Origin of the sequence: Ectopseudomonas oleovorans (assembly GCF_029845265.1) — a bacterium.
GTDB lineage: Bacteria > Pseudomonadota > Gammaproteobacteria > Pseudomonadales > Pseudomonadaceae > Aquipseudomonas > Aquipseudomonas oleovorans.
Genome location: NZ_JAOCLK010000016.1, coordinates 25,655 through 41,418, shown reverse-complemented (window position 1 = coordinate 41,418; position 15,764 = coordinate 25,655). Strand labels below are relative to the sequence as shown.

Here is a 15,764-nt window from a genome sequence, read left to right as displayed (position 1 = left end):
GAAAAGTTCGGACTATGGTGTCAGTCGGAGCTGCAGTCCTGATGCTCGTCAGGGGCTCGACAACGCTTAAGGAATGGATGTGCGTTGACGAATCCTGACCTATTGATTCAGGTCAGGATGCAGTGCTCGCCAAACGCGCTCAATGCCTATGTCCACTCGTGACACGGAGGTAATTAAGATGTCTGATTCGACGCAAAAACTCCGCCTTGGCGCGCTGATCGCGCTGGTCGTCGGCTCCATGGTCGGCGGCGGTATCTTCTCGCTACCCCAGAACATCGCCGCCAGCGCCAGCGCCGGCGCCACCCTGATCGGCTGGCTGATCACCGGGGTCGGCATGCTGACCCTGGCGTTCGTGTTCCAGACCCTGGCCAACCGCAAGCCCGAACTCGACGGCGGGGTGTACGCCTACGCCAAAGCCGGTTTCGGCGACTACATGGGCTTCTCCTCAGCCTGGGGCTACTGGATCAGCGCCTGGATCGGCAACGTCAGCTACATGGTGCTGCTGTTTTCCACTTTGGGTTACTTCTTCCCGGTGTTCGGCGAAGGCAACACCCTGCCGGCGGTGATCGGCGCCTCGGTGCTGCTCTGGCTGCTGCACTTTCTGGTGCTACGCGGGATCAAGGAAGCGGCCTTTATCAACACCGTGACCACCATCGCCAAGATGCTGCCGCTGGCGCTGTTCATCTGCATCGCCGCCATCGCCTTCAAGCTCGACGTATTCACTGCGGACTTCTGGGGCCGTGGCAACAGCGAACTGGGCAGCGTGATGGATCAGGTGCGCAACATGATGCTGGTCACCGTCTGGGTGTTCATCGGCATCGAAGGCGCGAGCATCTTCTCCGCCCGTGCCGAGAAGCGCAGCGATGTCGGCAAGGCCACGGTGATCGGTTTCGTCGGCGTGCTTCTGCTGCTGGTGCTGGTCAACGTCCTGTCCCAGGGCATCATGACCCAGGCCGAACTGGCCGGGCTGAAAAACCCGTCCATGGCCGGCGTGCTGGAGCAGGTGGTCGGCCCCTGGGGCGCGCAACTGATCTCCATCGGCCTGATCGTCTCGCTGGCAGGCGCCTTGCTGTCGTGGACGCTGCTGTGCGCGGAGATTCTCTTCGCCAGCGCCCGCGACCACACCATGCCCGAGTTCCTGCGCAAGGAGAACGCCAACCACGTCCCGGCCAATGCGCTGTGGCTGTCCAACGGGCTGATCCAGCTGTTCCTGATCATCACCCTGTTCAACGCTTCCACCTACCTCAGCCTGTTGTACCTGGCCACCTCGATGATCCTCGTGCCCTACTTCTGGTCCAGCGCCTACGCGGTATTGCTGGCGGTACGTGGCGAGACCTACGAGAACGCTGGCGGTGAGCGCAACAAGGACTTGCTGATCGCGGCCATCTCCACCCTGTACGCGGTCTGGCTGGTGTATGCCGCTGGCGTGCAGTACCTGCTGCTCTCCGCGCTGCTCTACGCCCCTGGCGCGATTCTCTTCGCCAAGGCCAAGCGCGAGCTGGGTCAACCCATTTTCACCGGCCTCGAAAAACTGATTTTCGTCGCCGTGCTGATCGGTGCCGCCATCGCCGCCTACGGGCTGTATGACGGTTTCCTGAGTCTGTAAGAGAAGGAGTTCGACATGTCCAAGAAGCCCCTCGGCGTTCATTCCGAAGCCGGCAAACTGCACAAGGTGATGGTCTGTTCGCCAGGCCTGGCGCACCTGCGCCTGACCCCAGCCAACTGCGATGAACTGCTGTTCGACGATGTGATCTGGGTATCCCAGGCCAAACGCGACCACTTCGACTTCATGACCAAGATGCGCGAACGCGGCGTCGAAGTGGTGGAGATGCACAACCTGCTCGAAGAGACCGTGCGCGACCCGCAAGCCCTGAAGTGGATTCTCGACCGCAAAATCACCGCCAACAGCGTCGGCCTTGGCCTGCTGACAGAGGTGCGTGATTTCATCGAATCCCTGGAGCCACGGCGCATCGCCGAGTTCCTCATCGGCGGCGTGTCCGGCGCCGACCTGGCCAGGCACAAGGACTCCGAGGCGGCGAAGATGTTCAACGCCTACCTCGGCGAAGCCAGCTTCATCTTCCCGCCGCTGCCCAACACCCAGTTCACCCGCGACACCACCTGCTGGATCTACGGTGGCGTCACCCTCAATCCCATGTACTGGCCAGCACGCCGCCAGGAAACCCTGCTCACCACCGCGATCTACAAATTCCACCCGGACTTCGCCGAGGAACGCTTCGACATCTGGTACGGCGACCCGGATCAGGACCATGGCTCGGCCACCCTGGAAGGCGGCGACGTGATGCCCATTGGCAACGGCACCGTGCTGATCGGCATGGGCGAACGCAGCTCGCACCAGGCCATCGGCCAGGTGGCCCGTGCGCTGTTCGCCAAGGGCGCGGCAGACAAGGTCATCGTTGCCGGCCTAGGCCGCTCCCGCGCCGCCATGCACCTGGACACCGTATTCAGCTTCTGCGACCGCGACCTGGTGACCATCTTCCCGGAAGTGGCCAACAGCATCGTGCCCTTCATTCTGCGTCCGGACGAGAGCCGCCCAGGCGGCATCGACGTACGCCGCGAGGACAAACCCTTCGTCGAGGTGGTCGCCGAATCCCTCAAGCTGAAGAAGCTACGCGTGGTGGAAACCGGTGGCGACGCCTACGAGGCCGAGCGCGAGCAGTGGGACGACGGCAACAACGTGGTCTGCCTGGAGCCGGGTGTGGTGATCGGTTACGACCGTAACACCTACACCAACACCCTGCTGCGCAAGGCCGGCGTCGAGGTCATCACCATCAGCGCCAGCGAACTGGGGCGCGGCCGTGGCGGCGGCCACTGCATGACCTGCCCGATCATCCGCGACCCCATCGACTACTGATCACCCAGCCCACCCCTCTCCCCCGGGAGAGGGGCCGGGGGTGAGGGGCGTCCCTCGCACAGCATTCTCAACGGAGAACGAACCATGGCATTCAATATGCACAACCGCCACCTGCTCAGCCTGATGCACCACAGCACCCGCGAGCTGCGTTACCTGCTCGATCTGTCGCGCGACCTCAAACGCGCGAAGTACAGCGGCACCGAGCAACAGCACCTGACCCGCAAGAACATCGCACTGATCTTCGAGAAGACTTCGACCCGTACCCGCTGCGCCTTCGAGGTGGCGGCCTACGACCAGGGCGCCAACGTCACCTACATCGACCCCAACTCCTCGCAGATCGGCCACAAGGAGTCGATGAAGGACACCGCCCGCGTGCTCGGACGCATGTACGACGCCATTGAGTACCGCGGTTTCAAGCAGGAAATCGTCGAAGAGCTGGCCACCTATGCCGGCGTGCCGGTGTTCAACGGCCTGACCAACGAGTACCACCCGACGCAGATGCTCGCCGACGTGCTGACCATGCGTGAACACAGTGACAAGCCGCTGCACGACATTGCCTACGCCTACCTGGGTGACGCGCGCAACAACATGGGCAACTCGCTGCTGCTGATCGGCGCCAAGCTCGGCATGGACGTGCGCATCGCCGCGCCCAAAGCGCTGTGGCCCAGCGAGAAACACGTCGCCGCCTGCCGAAAATTCGCCGAGGAAAGCGGCGCACGCATCCTGCTCACCGAAGACCCGAAGGAGGCGGTCAAGGGCGTCGACTTCGTCCATACCGACGTCTGGGTATCGATGGGTGAGCCGGTGGAAGCCTGGGGTGAGCGCATCCAGGAGCTGCTGCCCTATCAGGTCAACGCCGAGATCATGAAGGCCGCTGGCAACCCACGGGTGAAGTTCATGCATTGCCTGCCGGCCTTCCACAACAGCGAAACCAAGATCGGCAAGCAGATTGCCGAGCAGTATCCGCACCTGAAGAACGGCATCGAGGTCACCGAAGAGGTCTTCGAGTCACCCTGGAACATCGCCTTCGAGCAGGCGGAAAACCGCATGCACACCATCAAGGCCATTCTGGTGGCGACCCTGGCAGACATCTGAGTATTGCCCTGTAGGAGCCGGCTTGCCGGCGATCCACTGGCAACAGCGTCGCCGGCAAGCCAGCTCCTACGCGAAGTCAGGCGCCCAGGCGCCTCGAACAAGGAGAACACCATGCGACTCGTCATCGCCTTGGGCGGCAACGCCCTGCTTCGTCGCGGCGAAGCCATGACTGCGGAAAATCAACGAGAGAACGTACGTATCGCCTGCGAGCAGATCGCCAAGGTGGCACCCGGTAAAGAGCTGGTGATCGCTCACGGCAACGGCCCGCAAGTCGGCCTGCTGGCCCTGCAGGGTAACGCCTATGATGCGGCTAACCCTTACCCACTGGACGTACTCGGCGCAGAGACCGAAGGCATGATCGGTTACATGATCGAACAGGAGCTGGGCAACCTGCTGCCGTTCGAAGTACCCTTCGCCACCCTGCTCACCCAGGTGGAAGTGGACAGCGCCGACCCGGCATTCAAGAAACCGAGCAAACCCATCGGCCCGCTCTACAGCAAAGAGGAGGCCGAACGCCTGGCCGCCGAAAAAGGCTGGAGTATCGCCCCGGACGGCGACAAGTTCCGCCGCGTGGTGGCCAGCCCGCGCCCGCAGCGCATCTTCGAAATTCGCCCGATCAAATGGCTGCTGGAAAAGGGCAGCGTGGTGATCTGCGCCGGTGGCGGTGGCATCCCGACCATGTACGACGGCAACCAACTGCGCGGCGTCGAAGCGGTGATCGACAAGGACCTGTGCTCGGCGCTGCTGGCCGAACAGCTCAATGCCGACCTGCTGGTGATCGCCACCGATGTCGACGCTGCCTATGTCGACTGGGGCAAACCCACGCAGAAACCCATCGCCGAAGCTCATCCCGACGCCATCGAAACGCTCGGCTTCGCCGCCGGCTCCATGGGTCCGAAAGTGCAGGCCGCCTGCGAGTTCGCCCGCAATACCGGCCGCAGCGCAGTGATCGGTTCGCTGGAAAATATCGAAGCCATCGTCCAGGGTCGTTCAGGCACGCGCATCAGCCTGGACTGCAAGGGCATCGTCTATCGCTGAGAGGGCACGATCATGTTCACCGCCGGTCACCTGCACCGCGACAATAACGACCGCCCCGAGCACATGCGCCTGCTGCCGCCCTTCTCGGTGGACTTCTACTACGAAGTCCGCAAGGACCCGGAGCAGGGGCCGATGCTGCACATGCGCCTGGTCGGCGAGGTGGACGGCAAGCACTTCGAGGAGGAATTCGAACTGCATTGCGACGTCGCCTTCAACTTCGCCAGCGTCGCCACCCGCATCGCCGCCCGCCATGGCCTGCCCCCCAACGCCAGCCCGGTGATGCGCGGCCACGACGAATACGACAAGGTATTCGCCGACATCCGCAGCAAACTCAACGCCCAACCGGGCGAGCCGGTAAATCTCGACCACATCCTATGACGTAGCCCAATGAGATGAAATCCGGGGCTCTCGCTCATTTCCCGGATTGCATTGGGCTGCGCGCTGAAACGGCTATTTATCGTCACTCCCGCGAAGGCGGGCATAACGGTTTTTTCAGATGCGATCGTTCAATTTAAGTAACCGCCTGACGCTCGACCAGCACGACCCCGCGCGCCCTACTAGTTCTCAGGCCTGCATGGTCCAGCCATGCACCCCCATCGCCGTCTGACGCCCTGCCTCCGAGCGGGTCAGGTGCGGATGGCAGGTCAGCGCGACGTCCTCGACCGAGGCGGAGAATTCCATGGCCACGCAATACTCGCCGATCAGTTGACCTACGCTTGGGCCGATCATGTGCACGCCGAGAATCTGGTCGGTATTGGCGTCGGCGAGGATCTTCACGAAACCTTCGGTCTCGTGGTTGATCTTCGCCCGACTGTTGGCGGTGAGCAGCATACGCATGCCGATCAGCACGTCGATGTTCGGCGCCAGCAGCATGCCCAGGGTCACCAGCAGATAGAGGCTCAACCCGGCAAGCAGCACCGGACGGCGCCCGAGCCGCAACTGGCCAAGGCCAAAGGCGCCGACGAACAGCGCCTGGCGGCTAATTATATTTCGACCACAATATGAAACATTGAATACCGAGCATCATATTTATCTGGAGCCTGCATGACCGCCTTATCCAGAGATGCCCGACTCGCCACCTGGATTGCCGAGGAGCAGGCCATTCGCAACCAACTCGCCGCCCCGGGCATCCTCAGCCTGGCGGAGGTGGCCACCATGTCGCCGATGGATTTCTTCGACGGCATCGGCCGCGGCAACCTGCCCTCCCTGCAGATCAACGCAGTGCTCGACTTCACCCCGGTGCAATGGGCCAGCGGCCTGTTCGTCTTCCAGGGCACGCCAGATCAGCGCCACTACAACCCGCTGGGCAGCTTGCATGGCGGCTACATCGCCACACTCCGTGACTCCTGCATGGGTTGCGCCGTGCATACCCTGCTCAAGACGGACCTGGGCTACACCACCGCGGACCTGCGGGTAAGCTACATCCGCGCGCTGCGCAGTGAAGCCGGTCCGGTACGCGCCGAAGGCCGCATCATCCATGTCGGCCGTTCCACCGCGCTGGCCGAAGGCCGACTGTACGATGTCGACGAGCGCCTCTACGCCGTCGCCTCCACCACTTGTCTTATTCTCGACATGAGCGCGCCGCGCCAGAACGGCGATGCAGGTGTAAGATGACAGCCAGCATCTGATAGACGAGAAAGCCCATGCGCTATTCGGAAGACCACAAGGCCAAGACCCACCAACGCATCATCGAGGAGGCGGCCCTGCGCTTTCGCCGCGATGGCGTCGGGGCCACCGGCCTCCAGCCACTGATGAAAGCGCTCGGCCTGACCCATGGCGGTTTCTATGCCCACTTCAAGTCCAAGGACGATCTGGTGGAAAACGCCCTGCGCCATGCGGTGGAGGAACTTTCCCGCAGCACCGAGGCGCTGGCCAAGGATGCCGAGGCACCGCTGCCACGCTTTATCGCCAGCTACCTGTCCAGCGCGCATCGCGCCAACCCCGGCAGTGGCTGCCCGCTGCCGACCATGTCCGCCGAGCTGGGCCAACGTGGCGAGGCCAGCGAAACCACCGACGCCCTGGTGCGCGACCGTCTGGCCATGATCGAGGACAACCTCGGCGGTGACGATGCCGCCGAGCAGAGCGTACTGCTGCTCTCGAGCCTGGTCGGCGCCCTGCTGCTGTCGCGTAGCGTCAAGGACCCGGAGCTGTCCGACCGCCTGCTGAAAACGACCTGTCGCCTGCTGATCGAGCAGGCGCAGGACGCGTAGTGACAAGGCTATGCCTGAGTTAACTGTGCACCCGTAGGAGCGGATTTGTCCGCGAAATTCGCGGCTGAAGCCGCTCCTACAACGTCATTCACGTGCACATAACCAATAACGAGACTGCTTCCGACTCACTTGTAGCGCGCAGCCGCCTGGTTGCGCGACAGGTTCGCCCCCAAGGCAGCGCGGGCAGCGACGAAGGTGTCCCAGTCGGCTGCATTCGGCAGCGAGGGTATGGTCACCAGTTCACCCTGATCGAAGCCGGCCAGCGCAGCATCGACCATCTCGCCCACTTCCATGATCATCGACGGCGGCAGAGCCGACGCATCGGTGCCGCTGCGCTCCCAGATTTCGGTGCGGGTCACGCCTGGCATCAGCGCCTGCAGCTGCACCCCCGAACCACTCAATTCGCTAGCCAGGGTCTGGGTCAGGCTCAGCACATAAGCCTTGGTCGCGCTGTACACGGCGTTGAACATTTCCGGTGCCAGCGCCACCACCGAGCCGAGGTTGATGATGCCGCCACTCCCAGCTGCTGAGAAATTGCCAGCTGCCGCGGCCGCCAGACGGTTGCGCACCAAGTTATGGCCGTTTTTGTCCTTTTGGTCAGAAAAGGGTGCATCGATGGCACTGGAGCGAACCTGAAAATTCCGCGCATCCTTTTGATTTGCAAGGGATATGCACAATCAAGAGAATTGGCACCGTTTTTGCTCTAACAGCACCAGCCTGACCAGACGGACAGGTTTAAAACCGCCGGGAGCGACTTTTGACGTCGGCTCCGCAAGGGCGACCGCCATGAATGGCAGGCAAAAAACCATAACGACACGTCTTAACCACCAGGAGCTTCCATGAATCGCACTCTCTCTTCGCTGGCACTGGCCGGCGGTTTGCTGGCAGGCGGCCAGGCCATTGCCGGTGACCTGATGCAGTGGCAGAACAACAGCCTGACCTACCTCTACGGCCAGGATTTCAAGATCGACCCGGAAATCCAGCAGACCATCACCTTCGAGCACGCGAGCGGCTGGAGCTTCGGTGACCTGTTCCTGTTCGTCGACGTGATCAAGTACAACACCGAGGCCACCAACGGCGCGGGTGACGGCCATACCTTCTATGGCGAATTCAGCCCGCGCTTCTCGCTGGGCAAGATCACCGGTGCCGACTTCTCCTTCGGGCCGATCAAGGACGTGCTGATCGCCACCACCTACGAGTTCGGTGAAGACGACGTCGAGTCCTACCTGATCGGCCCGGCGGTCGACCTGGACATCCCCGGCTTCGATTACTTCCAACTCAATACCTACCTGCGCACCACCGACGGCAGCCGCCCCGGCAGCAACGTCTGGCAGATCACCCCGGTGTGGAGCTACACCATCCCCGTCGGCGAATCGGACATTCTCATCGACGGTTTCATGGACTGGGTGGTGGACAACGACAGCAACCGCCGTGGCGACTACCACGCCAACCTGCACTTCAACCCACAGATCAAGTACGACCTGGGCAAGGCGCTTAAGTGGGGCGAGAAACAGCTCTACGTCGGTATCGAATACGACTACTGGAAGAACAAGTACGGCATCAAGGACGGCGGCGACGTCAGCCAATTCGTTGGCCCGACCGACCAGAACACCGCCAGCCTGCTGGTCAAAGCGCACTTCTGATCATCTGCCCCTGCCTGAATGGCCAAGGTCGCAGCCACTTGCGACCTTCTGCCAATGCCATCGACCAGCCTGGCGTGGTTAGCTGCACGGCATCACCAGACCTTCACCCAAGGATGGACGATGCCACCGCGTATCCTGCTGCTGACCTGCCTTGCCATGCTCGCCTTCGCCGGCAACTCACTGCTATGCCGCCTCGCGCTGCGTGAAACCGACATCGATGCTGCCAGCTTCACGGCGATCCGCCTGCTCGCCGGCGCGCTGACACTCTGGCTGTTGCTCAGGCTGAGGCAGGCCAGACAACCCATCGCCGGTAACTGGCCAGGCGCACTGGCACTGTTCACTTACGCCTCAACGTTTTCCTTCGCCTATCTGCAGCTGGATACCGGCATCGGCGCCCTGCTGCTGTTCGGCTCGGTGCAATTGAGCATGCTGCTCTGGGGCTTGCTACGCGGCGAACGCCTGGGGCTGGGCGCCAGCCTCGGCACGGCGCTGGCGACGGCCGGCCTGCTGGCGCTGCTGCTGCCCGGCGCCAGTGCGCCACCACTGCTGGCGGCCTTGCTGATGCTGCTGGCCGGCATCGCCTGGGGAGCGTACTCGCTGTTTGGGCGTGGCCAGGGTGATGCGCTGGCCGTGACCGCCGGCAACTTCCTGCGTGCAGCCCCCTTGGCCCTGCTGCTGGCGCTGGTGCTGCTGCCACACCTCGACTGGGACGGGCCCGGTCTGTTCTACGCCGTGCTGTCCGGCGCCCTGACCTCCGGCGTTGGCTACGCCATCTGGTACAGCGCCCTGCCCGGACTACGCGCCAGCCAGGCCGCCACGGTGCAACTGAGCGTGCCGATTCTCGCCGCTCTCGGCGGCAGCCTGCTGCTGAGCGAAGCGTTGTCTCTGCGCCTGACCTTGAGCGCCATCGCCGTGCTCGGCGGTATCGCACTGGTGCTGGGCAGCCGGCAACGTGCCGGGAGCTAATGGCGCGCACTGCGGTCTTCTATCCTGAACTCATCAAGTCCAGGGAAGATCGTCATGCCTCGTCTGCTCCGTCTCTGCCTCATCAGCCTGCTCGCAGCCAGCCTGGGCGCCTGCACCAGCCTGAGCAATCGTGATCCGCTACGGGTCGACCTGGTCGGCCTGGAACCTTTGCCCGGTCAGGGCCTGGAAGTGCGTTTCGCGGTCAAACTGCGAGTGCAGAACCCCAATGACAGCGCGGTGAGCTTCAACGGCATGGCGTTGGATCTGGACGTAAACGGCCAACCGCTGGCCAGTGGCGTCAGCGACCAGAGCGGCAGCGTGCCACGCTTCGGCGAGACGGTACTGAGCGTCCCGGTGAGTATTTCGGCGTTTTCAGTGGTGCGTCAGGCCTGGGGCGCGGCCGGCTATCAACCCGGCCAGGAAGCACCCTACGTGCTGCGCGGCAAACTCGCCGATGGCCTGTTCGGCACGCGTCGCTTCAGCGACAGCGGCACCCTGAACTGGCCGCAACCGCCAAGCCCCTACTAATGCAGGGGCCGGCGGCGCGTTTGGCCCGGATCAGGCAGCCTGACGGCTGTTGCGCGAGGCGACTCGGCGGTGACAGGCGTCACCGAAAGCCTGGAAGATCTTCACCGAATCCGGGTTCAGTGCAGCCTGCCATTCCGGGTGCCACTGCACCGCGAACAGGAAGGGCGACAGGCTCGGCGCGTGGATCGCCTCGATCAGACCATCCTCGGCGGTTGCCAGCACCTCCAGCCCCTTACCCAGGTTGCGAATGGCCTGGCCGTGCAGGGAGTTGACCTGAATCTCGTCCTTGCCCATCAGCTCGGCGAACCAGCTACCGGCTACCGGGCGCACGCTGTGGCTGGGCGCGTACTGCACCTCGACCGGGTCATCGGGATTCTCGCGATGGTCGTTGAAACCCGGCTCGGCGTAGACCTTCTGGTAGATGTCGCCACCCAGCGCGACGTTGATTTCCTGCATGCCGCGGCAGATACCGAAGATCGGCAGACCGCGGGCGATGGCGGCACGGATCAAGGGTAGATCGAACAGGTCGCGATCGCGGTCCTGGCCCTTGTTCGGCGTTTCGTTTTCCTGGCCATAGAGCGCCGGGTCGATGTTGCTGCCGGCACCGGTCAAGTACACGCCATCAGCCATGTCCAGGTACTGTTCGAGGTCGTCGATGCCACAGCAGGTGGGCACCAGCACCGGCACACAACCGGAGAACTCGACCAGGGGCTGGATATATTTGTGAGTCATTACCTGATAGTCGTGGCCCTTGCGCTCTTGAGCGCCCATGGACATCAACACGACGGGCTTGCGGAAAGTGTTCTTGCTGGGAGTGCTGCGGATCTTGTTGTCGGACATACGTCACCTTGGGACAGGCCGGGCCTGTCGTTGCTGTGCAGACCGCAGGCCAGCAGAACACTCTGCTGTAGCACCTCCGGCCTGTTTGGCTAACCCCGTGCACCGAGACTCATCCTGAGCCTGAGTGCCGCCTTCCGACGGCGGCTCGAACCGGGTCAACTCCATCCAGAGAGGGGGCTACAGCGACGCTGCCCGCTACCCGGTTCGGCAACGGAATCTGCAACCAGTCTGCCCGAGCCGTAAAATATGTCAAACAAATCTGCTCAAGATTTTCTGGTAAGCCATTTATCGCACAACAAGTGAACACCCATTAAAAGGCGCTCTAAGGGCAATCCGGGCAAACTACCGCCGGAAAACAAGTCCAATATTTAAAACACAAGTCCGCCAGGCCGCTCCGCGCCCTAGAGCGGCGCCTGCGGACAAAACCCTATATAATCTGCGGTTTCTCACCTGCACCGAGGACACCTCTTGACCGCTCTGCCGCCCTGCCCCAAATGCAACTCCGAATACACCTACGAAGACAGCGATCAACTGGTCTGCCCCGAGTGCGCCCATGAGTGGAAAGCCGGCGAGAATGCCGACGGCGCTGATGACGCGCGGGTGATCAAGGATTCGGTTGGCAACCTGCTACAGGACGGCGACACCATCACCGTGATCAAGGACCTCAAGGTCAAAGGCTCATCACTGGTGGTCAAGGTCGGCACCAAGGTGAAGAACATTCGCCTGGTCGACGGCGATCACGACATCGACTGCAAGATCGATGGCATCGGCGCGATGAAGCTCAAGTCCGAGTTCGTACGCAAGGTGTGACGCTACGCCGCCGCTCGCAACGGGCGGCGGCCGGCTCACTGCACCGGCAGGAAATTCAGCAAGAACAGGCTCTGCGCATAGTTGGCGCCCATGCGCCGGTAGCGCTCTTCCAGCACATGGGTGAGCAGATCGAGACGCGCCACCATCTTGCCGAACTCCACGGCGTAGCTGAGGTTGTTGCCCTGTTCGGAGAACTCGTTGGATAACAGCAGCGGGCGGCCTGTGGCATCACGGCGCTGCGACAGCATCCAGCCGGCCTTTTCCAGATTGCGTGCAGCGTTGTGGATGAATTGCGCATTGAAGCTGTCGGTCAGGTAGAACTCGGTGCGGCCGCCGTGAGCCGTCACCAGCATGCTGCCGATGGCATAGGTGAAGGCCGCCACGCGGTCGCCCTGGAATCCCGAGCTAAGTGAGTAATCCAGCGCCGCGACATCACGCCGACCGCCCAGTGTCGGCCAATCCTGATTGTGTTCGATGGCGTACTGGATGGCGCGTTCGGCAGCGGCGGCGTCAGGCAGGGAATTCTTGCGCCACTCGCGCGGGTTACGTTGATACAGCTTGTTCATCAGCCGATACAGGCTGTTGAGGTTGTTGCGCATGGCCAGGGTCGCCATACGGTCGACATCGGTCTGCAGCACCTCGGCGGGCTTGAGCGGGCTGCGGGTATGCACGATGGAGTCGTTGTCCAGGCGCCCTGTGCAACCACCCAACAACAACAGCGCAGCCAACCCCGGCAGCACCAGCCGTTGCCAAAATACCGAGCTGTTGATTGGCCTGCCCTGTGCAGCAGACGCTGGCCTCGCTCCCATGCAGAGGTTCCCTGGCTGGCACGCGCCCCAATGGCGCGCGCAACACTCAGAACCTCAGTAAAGCGCAAAAATTCCACGCTGCCTGTGCCCTGGCGCATAAACCGTGCCGATCAATGCTCGGCACGGCAGAAAAATGCGCCTACTCAGGCTGGATTGGCGGCCCATTGCTCCAGGCGCGTCACGCTTTCGCGGTAGGGCTTGAGACTCTTGGCCAGCAGGATGATCGACATCAACACCGCCAGGGTGGTGACGATCAGCAGCGAGTAGCGCAGCGCGTTGTCGTCGGCGAAGACGAAATCGGTCACCAGTGCCACAGCGGTCGGACCAACGCCCAGGCCGATCAGGGTGATGACGAACAGATAGATGGCCGACGCCTGGCCGCGCATCGAGTTGGGCATGATTTCCTGGATCGCTGCCGGCGCCACGCCGAACGGCATGCTCAGGCAGAACACCGCAGGCGCCAGCAGCATGCTGGCCCAGAAGGCGCTGTCCATCAGCGGGAACAGCACCACCATCGGCAAGGCACCCAGAGCCGCGTAAAGGCCGACACGCATGTTGGCATCGCTGCGCCCGCGCTTGGCCATCCAGTCAGCCAGTCGCCCACCGAAGACGATCCCCAGGCAACCGAATACCGCAACGATACTGCCGTAGACAATGCCGACCTGGCCGGCATCCCAACCGTGGGTACGGATGAAGAAGGTCGGTATCCAGGCGGCGCTACCGTAACCGGCGAAGGCCAAACCGGCGAAGCCGAAGTTGTGCAGCAGCACGGTACGTCGATTGGCACGAATGTAGCGCCCCACTTCACTGAGCGGCACCGCCACCCCAGCACCGACGCCACGCCGAGCAGGCTCCTCGACCGCGAACATCAACAACGTGAAGAGCACGCCGGCACCGCCGAGAATGAGGAAGATGAGCTGCCAGGGACGCACCTCACCCAGCACCGGCAACGTAACGTCGCCCTGCGCCGAGGCGAACTGAATGACCAGGCCACCGACCAGAAAGGCCAGGCCCGAGCCGAGGTAGACGCCCATGGAATAGACGCTGATGGCCGTGGCCCGGCGCTCGGCGGGAAAGCTGTCGGCAATCAGCGAATAGGCTGCCGGCGACAGCGCCGCCTCGCCCACACCCACGCCGATGCGGCACAGCAGAAACTGCCAGTACATCTTGGCCATGCCGCAGGCGGCGGTAGCGGCGCTCCAGAACAGAATGCCGACGGCGATCAACCCGCGCCGACTGCGAGTATCGGCCACCCGCCCCAGCGGAATGCCGCATACGGTGTAGAACAGGGCGAACGACAGGCCCATCAGCAGGCTCATCTGCGTGTCATTGATCGCCAAATCGCGACGAATGGGCTCGACCAGCAAGTTGAGAATCTGCCGATCAACGAAGGACAGGACATACGCCACCATCAGGATGGCAACAGTGGTCCAGGCTCGGGCACTGGAGGGATAGCCGTTATTGTTGTTATGCACGGACGCTCTCCTCGGCACCGCAGAACGCGATACGCGACGGTTGAAAGAAGCGCCAGCTTAGGACGATATAAACGGCAGTGAGTATCGCTCGAAGGTGTTATCAGATCGGCGAATGCTTCATACCCGCCGAGGCGAATGGCTCGGTAGCGAAACTCAATAGTCGCTCAGAGCGTATTGCCCGTCAGTTAAGCGAATCTGTAGGAGCCGGCTTGCCGGCGATGCTTTTTGAGCGGATCGTCAGCAAGCCGGCTCCTACCGTTCTGTCTCTGACCGGCATTGGCCGCAGCGCTGTTTTACCTGAACAGGCGCTCAGATCATCAGTGGCGCCCGCTCGCACAGCACCTTTAACGCCGCCGCCCAGTCGGGATGATCGTTCAGGCAGGGCACCAGCTGCAGGCTCTCGCCACCGGCCTCGACGAACTGCTCGCGGCCACGGTCGCCGATTTCCTCCAGGGTCTCGATGCAGTCGGCGACGAAGGCCGGACACATCACCAGCAGCTTCTTCACGCCCTGTGCAGCCAGCTCGTCGAGACGACTCTCGGTATAGGGCTCGATCCATTTGGCACGCCCCAGACGCGACTGAAAGCTCACCGACCATTGCTCAGGACGCAGGCCCATGCGCTGGGCGAACAGCTCCGCACTGCGCAGGCATTGCGCGCGGTAACAGTTGGCGAGCACCTCGGGCGAAGCGCTGCGGCAGCAATCTTCGCCTTTCAGGCAATGACCGCTGGGGTCGAGCTTGTGCAGGTGGCGCTCCGGCAGGCCGTGAAAGCTCAGCAGCAGGTGGTCGAAATCCTGCTGCAGATAAGGCTTGGCGCTGGCCACTAGGGCGTCGAGGTATTCCGGCTGATCGTAGAACGGCGGCAGAGTGGACAGACGCATGTTCAGGCCGCGCTCGCGCACCACCCGCTTGACCTCTTCGATCACCGTGGTGGTGGTGCTGTCGGCGAACTGCGGATACAGCGGCGCCAGGGTCACGTCACGGATGCCCTGCGCAGCCAGACGCTGCAGAGTCGACTCGATGGAAGGCTCACCATAACGCATGGCCAACTCCACCGGCCCCTGGGTCCAATGAGCCTTCATCGCTTCCTGCAGACGGCGACTGATCACCACCAGCGGCGAACCGTCTTCCCACCAGATCGAGGCGTAGGCGTGCGCCGATGCGGCAGGACGCTTGATCAGAATCAGCGACACCAGCAATCGACGCAGCGGCCAGGGCAGGTCGATCACGTAGGGATCCATCAGGAACTGATTGAGGTAACGGCGGACATCGGCTACTTCGGTGGACGCGGGCGAACCCAGGTTAACCAGCAACAATGCGTGATCGGTCATGCGAAATCCCAGCAGGCTTTTGAAAAACGTTAGCGAGGCAGCCAGTGCAAGGCGCAACGACCATCGGGAGTAACAGCCGAAGGCTGGCCCGAAGGGCGAGCGCCAGCGAGTCAAGACAGGCGAGGAAGCGGAGTTTACGTCTTGTA

The 15,764-nt window shown here is 62.6% G+C and carries 15 protein-coding genes and 2 pseudogenes; 11 read left to right on the top strand and 6 right to left on the bottom strand.

The window, feature by feature from the left end:
• Window positions 1-178: 178 nt before the first annotated feature.
• From arcD to N5J71_RS10600, 5 genes are all read left to right on the top strand, one after another.
• Window positions 179-1,606, top strand: a complete 1,428-nt coding sequence (gene arcD, locus N5J71_RS10620) for an arginine-ornithine antiporter (RefSeq protein WP_279916837.1) — start codon at window positions 179-181, stop codon at window positions 1,604-1,606.
• A 15-nt stretch (window positions 1,607-1,621) separates the two neighbouring features.
• Window positions 1,622-2,872 (top strand): arginine deiminase, encoded by a 1,251-nt coding sequence (arcA, locus tag N5J71_RS10615; RefSeq protein WP_279916836.1) that lies wholly within the window; start codon window positions 1,622-1,624, stop codon window positions 2,870-2,872.
• Window positions 2,873-2,956: 84 nt separating this feature from the next.
• A complete protein-coding gene (locus N5J71_RS10610) occupies window positions 2,957-3,967 on the top strand; it encodes an ornithine carbamoyltransferase (protein ID WP_206408066.1) in 1,011 nt (336 codons plus the stop codon).
• Window positions 3,968-4,078: 111 nt separating this feature from the next.
• The gene (arcC, locus tag N5J71_RS10605; protein WP_074860188.1) at window positions 4,079-5,005 is read left to right on the top strand and encodes a carbamate kinase; all 927 of its coding nucleotides are present in this window, start codon (window positions 4,079-4,081) and stop codon (window positions 5,003-5,005) included.
• Window positions 5,006-5,017: 12 nt separating this feature from the next.
• Window positions 5,018-5,383, top strand: a complete 366-nt coding sequence (locus N5J71_RS10600; protein WP_257598065.1) for a DUF5064 family protein — start codon at window positions 5,018-5,020, stop codon at window positions 5,381-5,383.
• Window positions 5,384-5,569: 186 nt separating this feature from the next.
• Here the strand turns inward: N5J71_RS10600 and N5J71_RS10595 are convergent.
• A pseudogene (locus N5J71_RS10595) lies at window positions 5,570-5,827 on the bottom strand (dihydrolipoyl dehydrogenase); the annotation flags it as partial.
• Between the two features lie 222 nt (window positions 5,828-6,049).
• Between N5J71_RS10595 and N5J71_RS10590 the strand changes: the two are divergent.
• Complete coding sequence (locus N5J71_RS10590) at window positions 6,050-6,619, top strand: PaaI family thioesterase (RefSeq protein ID WP_116619732.1); 570 nt, start codon at window positions 6,050-6,052, stop codon at window positions 6,617-6,619.
• 29 nt (window positions 6,620-6,648) lie between these two features.
• Complete coding sequence (locus tag N5J71_RS10585; RefSeq protein ID WP_003459546.1) at window positions 6,649-7,215, top strand: TetR/AcrR family transcriptional regulator; 567 nt, start codon at window positions 6,649-6,651, stop codon at window positions 7,213-7,215.
• A gap of 125 nt (window positions 7,216-7,340) precedes the next feature.
• On the opposite strand, the pseudogene N5J71_RS10580 reads toward N5J71_RS10585, so the two are convergent.
• Window positions 7,341-7,775, bottom strand: a pseudogene (locus N5J71_RS10580) (SDR family NAD(P)-dependent oxidoreductase); the annotation flags it as partial.
• A 279-nt stretch (window positions 7,776-8,054) separates the two neighbouring features.
• Between N5J71_RS10580 and N5J71_RS10575 the strand changes: the two are divergent.
• From N5J71_RS10575 to N5J71_RS10565, 3 genes are all read left to right on the top strand, one after another.
• Window positions 8,055-8,858, top strand: coding sequence for an outer membrane protein OmpK (locus tag N5J71_RS10575; RefSeq protein ID WP_279916835.1), 804 nt, complete (start codon window positions 8,055-8,057; stop codon window positions 8,856-8,858).
• 120 nt (window positions 8,859-8,978) lie between these two features.
• Window positions 8,979-9,824 carry an EamA family transporter gene (locus tag N5J71_RS10570; RefSeq protein ID WP_074860181.1) on the top strand — a complete coding sequence of 282 codons (846 nt, stop codon included), beginning with the start codon at window positions 8,979-8,981 and terminating at the stop codon, window positions 9,822-9,824.
• Window positions 9,825-9,878: 54 nt separating this feature from the next.
• Window positions 9,879-10,352 carry an LEA/WHy family protein gene (locus tag N5J71_RS10565; protein ID WP_116619740.1) on the top strand — a complete coding sequence of 158 codons (474 nt, stop codon included), beginning with the start codon at window positions 9,879-9,881 and terminating at the stop codon, window positions 10,350-10,352.
• A 30-nt stretch (window positions 10,353-10,382) separates the two neighbouring features.
• On the opposite strand, the gene N5J71_RS10560 is transcribed toward N5J71_RS10565, so the two are convergent.
• Window positions 10,383-11,192, bottom strand: a complete 810-nt coding sequence (locus tag N5J71_RS10560) for a gamma-glutamyl-gamma-aminobutyrate hydrolase family protein (protein ID WP_279916834.1) — start codon at window positions 11,190-11,192, stop codon at window positions 10,383-10,385.
• 468 nt (window positions 11,193-11,660) lie between these two features.
• Between N5J71_RS10560 and N5J71_RS10555 the strand changes: the two genes are divergently transcribed.
• Window positions 11,661-12,002, top strand: coding sequence for a zinc ribbon domain-containing protein YjdM (locus tag N5J71_RS10555; RefSeq protein WP_108234459.1), 342 nt, complete (start codon window positions 11,661-11,663; stop codon window positions 12,000-12,002).
• Window positions 12,003-12,037: 35 nt separating this feature from the next.
• On the opposite strand, the gene N5J71_RS10550 is transcribed toward N5J71_RS10555, so the two are convergent.
• The 3 genes from N5J71_RS10550 to hemH all read right to left on the bottom strand — a co-directional run bounded on the left by N5J71_RS10550 (window position 12,038) and on the right by hemH (window position 15,618).
• On the bottom strand, window positions 12,038-12,811 hold the full coding sequence (locus N5J71_RS10550) for a hypothetical protein (protein ID WP_279916833.1): 774 nt from the start codon (window positions 12,809-12,811) through the stop codon (window positions 12,038-12,040).
• Between the two features lie 143 nt (window positions 12,812-12,954).
• On the bottom strand, window positions 12,955-14,286 hold the full coding sequence (locus N5J71_RS10545) for a spinster family MFS transporter (RefSeq protein ID WP_279916832.1): 1,332 nt from the start codon (window positions 14,284-14,286) through the stop codon (window positions 12,955-12,957).
• A 309-nt stretch (window positions 14,287-14,595) separates the two neighbouring features.
• Window positions 14,596-15,618: a ferrochelatase gene (hemH, locus tag N5J71_RS10540; RefSeq protein ID WP_125874837.1), complete on the bottom strand. Its 1,023-nt coding sequence runs from the start codon at window positions 15,616-15,618 to the stop codon at window positions 14,596-14,598.
• Window positions 15,619-15,764 lie beyond the last annotated feature (146 nt).

What these genes read in the sequence shown, in the direction of transcription:
- N5J71_RS10590 (WP_116619732.1), top strand. Translation starts at nt 6,050, where the DNA reads ATGACCGCCTTATCCAGAGATGCCCGACTCGCCACCTGGATTGCCGAG.
- N5J71_RS10585 (WP_003459546.1), top strand. Translation starts at nt 6,649, where the DNA reads ATGCGCTATTCGGAAGACCACAAGGCCAAGACCCACCAACGCATCATC.
- N5J71_RS10565 (WP_116619740.1), top strand. Translation starts at nt 9,879, where the DNA reads ATGCCTCGTCTGCTCCGTCTCTGCCTCATCAGCCTGCTCGCAGCCAGC.
- hemH (WP_125874837.1), bottom strand. Translation starts at nt 15,618, where the DNA reads ATGACCGATCACGCATTGTTGCTGGTTAACCTGGGTTCGCCCGCGTCC.
- N5J71_RS10610 (WP_206408066.1), top strand. Translation starts at nt 2,957, where the DNA reads ATGGCATTCAATATGCACAACCGCCACCTGCTCAGCCTGATGCACCAC.
- arcD (WP_279916837.1), top strand. Translation starts at nt 179, where the DNA reads ATGTCTGATTCGACGCAAAAACTCCGCCTTGGCGCGCTGATCGCGCTG.
- arcC (WP_074860188.1), top strand. Translation starts at nt 4,079, where the DNA reads ATGCGACTCGTCATCGCCTTGGGCGGCAACGCCCTGCTTCGTCGCGGC.
- N5J71_RS10550 (WP_279916833.1), bottom strand. Translation starts at nt 12,811, where the DNA reads ATGGGAGCGAGGCCAGCGTCTGCTGCACAGGGCAGGCCAATCAACAGC.
- N5J71_RS10570 (WP_074860181.1), top strand. Translation starts at nt 8,979, where the DNA reads ATGCCACCGCGTATCCTGCTGCTGACCTGCCTTGCCATGCTCGCCTTC.
- N5J71_RS10600 (WP_257598065.1), top strand. Translation starts at nt 5,018, where the DNA reads ATGTTCACCGCCGGTCACCTGCACCGCGACAATAACGACCGCCCCGAG.
- arcA (WP_279916836.1), top strand. Translation starts at nt 1,622, where the DNA reads ATGTCCAAGAAGCCCCTCGGCGTTCATTCCGAAGCCGGCAAACTGCAC.
- N5J71_RS10575 (WP_279916835.1), top strand. Translation starts at nt 8,055, where the DNA reads ATGAATCGCACTCTCTCTTCGCTGGCACTGGCCGGCGGTTTGCTGGCA.
- N5J71_RS10560 (WP_279916834.1), bottom strand. Translation starts at nt 11,192, where the DNA reads ATGTCCGACAACAAGATCCGCAGCACTCCCAGCAAGAACACTTTCCGC.